This is a genomic window from Bacillus sp. LL01 (assembly GCF_001037965.1).
The window spans coordinates 1-5,524 of the sequence record NZ_LFEL01000109.1; the positions used below are offsets into that span (position 1 = coordinate 1).

Sequence of the window (5,524 nt, forward strand, 5' to 3'; positions counted from 1 at the left end):
TGATGGCGATGATCAGAAAAATACAGACGGCGACCATCGCTCGTATTAAGAAGAAATCTTGTCCCTTTTTAAGCGGAGGAGCACTACTTTTGTATGCCGTTGGTTCCATATAAAAGTCTGGCTCTTCTCTCGCTTCCTCATGTCTATTCATAAGCATAGGAGCCGACCTCTCTCTTTCGGCTACATTTCCTTTAATTTCTCTTCTTCTTGACTCAAAGCGTTTACGAACCTTATTTAATTCCTTGGACATGTCTCATTCCACCTTTATCGTGAACTTGTTACAATAACTATATGACTTGTCCGTTTTTGATATGACATAATCGGGAAGAGGAAATAAGGAAGGCTTCCATGGATAGACTAAGCGTTGAAACGTACCAACCGATAAAACAGTATCACCTTACATAGTTCAATAGTGAAAAGGAGAGAATCACCTATGAGAAAGAGAAAAATTGGTCACTCTGATCTAGAAGTAAGTGAATTAGCTCTTGGCTGCATGTCACTTGGAACCGATCAAAATTACGCCACGCAACTGATTGATGCAGCTTTAGATGCTGGAATTAACTATTTTGATACGGCCGATCTATATGATAAAGGCTTGAACGAACAATTTGTAGGAAATGCAATCAAGCATCGCAGACAAGACCTGATTCTAGCAACAAAGGCCGGAAATCGTTTTGAGACAGATGAAGAAGGCTGGGAGTGGGATCCTTCTAAAAAACATATCAAAAAAGCGGTTAAAGATAGTCTGACCAGGCTACAGACTGACTATATCGACCTCTATCAATTACACGGAGGTACCATCGAGGATCATATTGATGAGACAATTGAAGCGTTTGAAGAGTTAAAGCAAGAAGGTGTCATAAGATATTATGGAATCTCCTCTATTAGACCAAACGTCATTAAAGAGTATGTTAAACGTTCATCGATTGTCAGCGTGATGATGCAATATAGCTTACTAGACCGTAGACCGGAAGAGTGGTTTGACTTATTACAGTCAAATAATATCTCCGTTGTGGCAAGAGGCCCTCTTGCTAAAGGACTTTTAACGAGCAAGCCTCTAAGTGCAGCATCAGAATCGATACAAGAGAAGGGATATCTTGATTATTCATTTGAGGAATTAAAAACCTTGCAAGAACAATTAAAGACAAACAGCACACTAAATCGTCCTTTATCAGAGCAAGCTATGCATTATTGTCTTGCTCATGAGACCGTAGCGGCAGTCGTAGCAGGAGCCAGCAGCATCGAACAAATAGAGGATAATATAAGAGCCATTAACACTGAGTCGCTTACACGTGAACAAGTAGACTTTCTAAAATCAATAACAAAAGCCTCTACTTACAAACAACATCGCCAATAATAGAAAAGGAGGAAGGTTTCAATGATAGAAATCTTCCTCCTTTTTATTTTGCATAAAATCTGCAAACAACGTGTTAACGATCTTTTAAAATCTCGCGCATTACATGACCAAGTTCCGGAACAATAATCCGGTCCATCGCCAACTTAACAGCTCCAGTTGACCCTGGCATTGAGAAGATGGCTTTACCATCACGAACTCCAGCAATTGCGCGACTAATAATGGCTGCTGTTCCCACATCTTCAACAAAGCTTAAATATCTAAAGATCTCTCCGAAGCCTGGCATCTCTTTATCTAGACTATCGCGAACCGCTTCATGTGTAGTGTCACGTAGGGCAATCCCCGTTCCACCGGTAATAAGTATCGCATCAATGTCAGCCCGGCTCGCTGCGATTTTTAACCAGTGTTGAATTTGGMTGTATTCATCTCTCACAATCTGGTATTCCGTAACACTATGTCCGCCCTCTTCTAATAAATCACGAATCAGTTTAGCGCTTTTGTCAGTGTCATACGTTTTAGTATCTGAAACCGTTAATATCATGCATCGAACTAATGCTGGTGCTTCATTTTTATTTTCTTCTATCGGCATATTGAGCCCCCCTTAGATTAACAAAATAACTTTTCAATTATAATAACATAGATTTCCCACAGCAAAACCGCAGCCCTTGAAATGACGGGGATGCAGTATAAAAAGGAGGATTTAAGTAGGATATGTGAACTGAACAATTCTAATGAACAAGGGCGAGCGTATATAAAGAAATTTTCTCATATATAAGAAAATCATGTCTACTCGTCATCATGCATTAAAAGTGTTTACAGCAAATCCCATATGAAGCTTACTTTTTCCGAATAAATCAAACTTGAAGATTTGGATAGTCGAAGCTGTAAAGGATAAGCATTGAGTGTCATAAGATAAGAATGGCCCCCATAAAAGTTGGGAGCCGCTTACGTTTAAGAACTTAATACGTTTAGTGATTCTCGATTAAATGCTGGCAGGTCATCTGGAGTACGGCTCGTGACTAAGTTTCCACCACAAACAATAACCTCTTCATCATGAAGTTTTGCCCCAGCATTTTTTAAATCTACATGAATCGACTTAAATCCAGTCACATCGCGTCCATTTAATACTTCGGCTGTTATTAATAATTGTGGACCATGGCAGATCGCCATAATCGGCTTATCATTTGTTGCAAATTCCTTAGCAAATGCAACAAAGCGATCATCTCCCCGAAGAATATCCGGTGAGAAACCACCTGGAATGAACAGCGCATCAAAATCATCTGCTGATACTTCGTCAATTCCTTTATCAATGGTTACGGTTTCTTCGTCATTCTTACCAGTAACCTTCGCACCAGCTTCTTTTTCAATTGTGACTAGTTCATGTCCTGCTTCACGAAAAGCATTTGCAGGATCCGTAAATTCCACATCTTCAAATAAATCCGTAATAACTACCGCAATCTTCTTACCCACGATTTATCACTCCTTCAGCTGATTCTAGTGATAGAATACCCTTTGCTCAGTAGCTTAAACATTTTACAATAGAAAAAAAAGAAAACCATCTGAGAATTCAGATGGTTTAACGAACACCGAAAAATTGTTTAATTTTAGCGAAGATTCCTTTTTCCTCTTCTAGAGACATTAATGGAACGGACTCTCCTAAAATACGTCTAGCAATATTGCGGTAGGCAATGGAGGCTTTGCTCCCAGTATGTAAGGCAATAGGTTCTCCCTTATTGGAGTACTTAATGACATCCTCATCATCCACAACAATTCCTATTAAATCAATAGCTAAAATGGAAGCAATCTCGTCAACATCGAGCATTTCTCCATTTTTCATCATATGTCCACGAATTCGATTGACGACAAGCTTCGGAGCTGATACGTCTTCTTGCTCAAGTAAACCAATAATTCGATCGGCATCACGTACAGCAGAAGTCTCAGGTGTTGTCACAACAATTGCTTTATCAGCACCTGCAACAGCATTTTTAAAGCCTTGCTCAATACCCGCTGGGCAATCAATTAGAACATAATCATATTCTTGCTTCAATTCATTCACAATATGTTTCATTTGTTCTGGCTCAACAGAATGCTTATCTTTCGTTTGAGCAGCTGGTAGTAAGTACAAACATTCAAAACGTTTGTCTTTAATGAGTGCTTGCTTTAACTTACAACGGCCTTCAACTACATCTACTAAATCATAAATGATGCGATTTTCAAGCCCCATGACAACATCCAGATTTCGAAGCCCGATGTCTGTATCAACTAAACAAACTTTCTTTCCTGAAAGCGCAAGGGAAGTACCGATGTTGGCAGTGGTCGTTGTTTTACCAACTCCACCTTTACCACTTGTAATGACTATTGCTTCTCCCATGCTCATGACCCCTTTCTATTCCACGCGTCATCCATCTATTATTTGTGAATCATTCTTTTGAAGCTCTGGACGATGATGGATCAATTGCTGAACCCTTTCTAATACGAAGGCTCCTGACTCATCATCTAGATGTGCACTCTCCATCGCTGCTTCTTGTTCATCCTCACCAAAATGGTGGATCTCCTCAGCAATTCTGAGTTGCGCGGGACTCATAAGTGCAGCTGAAATAACCGCGCGTGTGTCGCCTTCAAAGCCTGCATGTGCTACACCGCGCAAGGCACCCATCACAAAGATATTACCTGTGGCCATTACTGTACCGCTTGGATTGACATCTCCAACAAGCAAAAGGTCACCACGAACCTTTAATACTTGCCCGGAACGCACAACTCTCGTTAGTGTCACCACTTGAGACTCTTGTCGTAGCAGCTCAGCTTCTTGTTTTGTTAATACTTCTGAATGGATCTGTTCGATCGCAAGGTTACGACCTTCTGTAATAATCCTTGTAATTTCTTCTGACTGTTCCTCTGTTAAATACCGATGACCAACTTTCACATTCACTTTCACATCAGGTTCATCAGAGCCTTGATAGTGCTTAGTAGACAGTTTATCATACAATTCTTCTAGTAAACWATCATATGAACAGTGGTCATCTAATAGAAAGATCAGTCCATCTTTCGTTCCTTTTATCGTAACATGTTGTTTTTTCTGCGTCATTCAACGTTCACCTCAGACACACTCGCATTCGAAACCTGCCTCATTAACGTCTCAGGCAAAGTCATGAGTAAAAAGGCTCAAATCGGTGATTGATAGTTTAATTCAACATGTAAGGGGAGAATCCCTCTTTCACAACTAGATGTCTGTGAATTTTTTTAGAATTTGTCGATTTTACAAGTTATCTCTCACGTAGCCTTGAATGATGTTGAACATGCTCACAAAGCTTCTTGACCGGATAAAGCATCACAATTGCCCACGCTCCGTTTAATAGTAATGTTGGCAGTAAACGATCTATAACGAACGTGTAAGCTCCCATATCAGTGATTCCAATTAAACGAAATAAACCATACTGATAATAATCAAACAAAGCAACCGCAACAAGAGCAAGAAGTAGGGGCACGAGAATACTATCTTGAATTTGTTTATAAGATAGAGCAAATACATAACCTACTACTGCAAAACCAAATACATAAACTCCTAGTAATTCGGTATATACAACATCATAGATCACACCAAAACAAAGCGCATAAAGWAAGCTTGTACTTCTTCCGGTGTAGATCCCAATAAAGACAAGGAAGACAACTAGAAATCGTGGCACCATTGTTAAATCAGAGCCATAACGTTCCGGCATAAAAAAGGGAAATAGACTACCTTCGATCACTAGAGTAAGTAAAAGCAGCGTTGGAAGATATGCACGACTCACTACAAATCCCCCTCCAATAACTCTGGGTCAATAGACGTACTTGTTCTCTCAATCACATAAACATAGTTTAAAGAGTAGAAATCTGCTGTTGGCTTAATATAGACATTTTGAGTTAGTCCATACTCATCCGGCTCAGCTTCTACGACCTCTCCAATTAACAAGCCTTCAGGATAGACGCCTCCAAGACCTGATGTTGTAACCATTTGTTCTTCTTCAATTTCAGCCTCAATATCTAGCTTTCTCATAATGAGCAAGCCTCGATCTTCGTCATACCCTTCGATAAAGCCATTTAGAGTTTGATCGCCGACAATTTTAGCTGATACGCGGTTGGTACGATCATTATCAGATAATAATTGAACAAATGAACTGAATTGACTTGTCA

At 39.8% G+C, this 5,524-nt stretch carries 7 protein-coding genes and 1 pseudogene; 1 reads left to right on the top strand and 7 read right to left on the bottom strand.

Features of this window, described 5'->3' with window-relative positions; translation table 11 throughout:
- Positions 1–250 (bottom strand): annotated as a pseudogene (locus AB685_RS25525) (M23 family peptidase); the annotation flags it as partial.
- A gap of 183 nt (positions 251–433) precedes the next feature.
- Between AB685_RS25525 and AB685_RS25530 the strand changes: the two are divergent.
- Positions 434–1,357 carry an aldo/keto reductase gene (locus AB685_RS25530; protein WP_047973401.1) on the top strand — a complete coding sequence of 308 codons (924 nt, stop codon included), beginning with the start codon at positions 434–436 and terminating at the stop codon, positions 1,355–1,357.
- Between the two features lie 73 nt (positions 1,358–1,430).
- Here the strand turns inward: AB685_RS25530 and AB685_RS25535 are convergent, their stop codons facing one another.
- The 6 genes from AB685_RS25535 to mreC all read right to left on the bottom strand — a co-directional run.
- Positions 1,431–1,943 (bottom strand): molybdenum cofactor biosynthesis protein B, encoded by a 513-nt coding sequence (locus tag AB685_RS25535; protein ID WP_047973402.1) that lies wholly within the window; start codon positions 1,941–1,943, stop codon positions 1,431–1,433.
- A 362-nt stretch (positions 1,944–2,305) separates the two neighbouring features.
- Positions 2,306–2,824: a type 1 glutamine amidotransferase domain-containing protein gene (locus tag AB685_RS25540; protein ID WP_047973403.1), complete on the bottom strand. Its 519-nt coding sequence runs from the start codon at positions 2,822–2,824 to the stop codon at positions 2,306–2,308.
- Positions 2,825–2,930: 106 nt separating this feature from the next.
- Entirely contained in the window at positions 2,931–3,725 is a 795-nt protein-coding gene (gene minD / locus AB685_RS25545) for a septum site-determining protein MinD (RefSeq protein WP_047973404.1), read from the bottom strand.
- Positions 3,726–3,752: 27 nt separating this feature from the next.
- On the bottom strand, positions 3,753–4,439 hold the full coding sequence (gene minC / locus AB685_RS25550; RefSeq protein WP_047973405.1) for a septum site-determining protein MinC: 687 nt from the start codon (positions 4,437–4,439) through the stop codon (positions 3,753–3,755).
- A gap of 178 nt (positions 4,440–4,617) precedes the next feature.
- Positions 4,618–5,142 (bottom strand): rod shape-determining protein MreD, encoded by a 525-nt coding sequence (mreD, locus tag AB685_RS25555; RefSeq protein WP_047973406.1) that lies wholly within the window; start codon positions 5,140–5,142, stop codon positions 4,618–4,620.
- A partial coding sequence (mreC, locus tag AB685_RS25560) for a rod shape-determining protein MreC (protein WP_047973407.1) occupies positions 5,142–5,524 on the bottom strand: 383 nt, incomplete at its 5' end. The genes mreD and mreC, both read right to left, overlap by 1 nt.

What these genes read in the sequence shown, in the direction of transcription:
- AB685_RS25530 (WP_047973401.1), top strand. Translation starts at nt 434, where the DNA reads ATGAGAAAGAGAAAAATTGGTCACTCTGATCTAGAAGTAAGTGAATTA.
- minD (WP_047973404.1), bottom strand. Translation starts at nt 3,725, where the DNA reads ATGGGAGAAGCAATAGTCATTACAAGTGGTAAAGGTGGAGTTGGTAAA.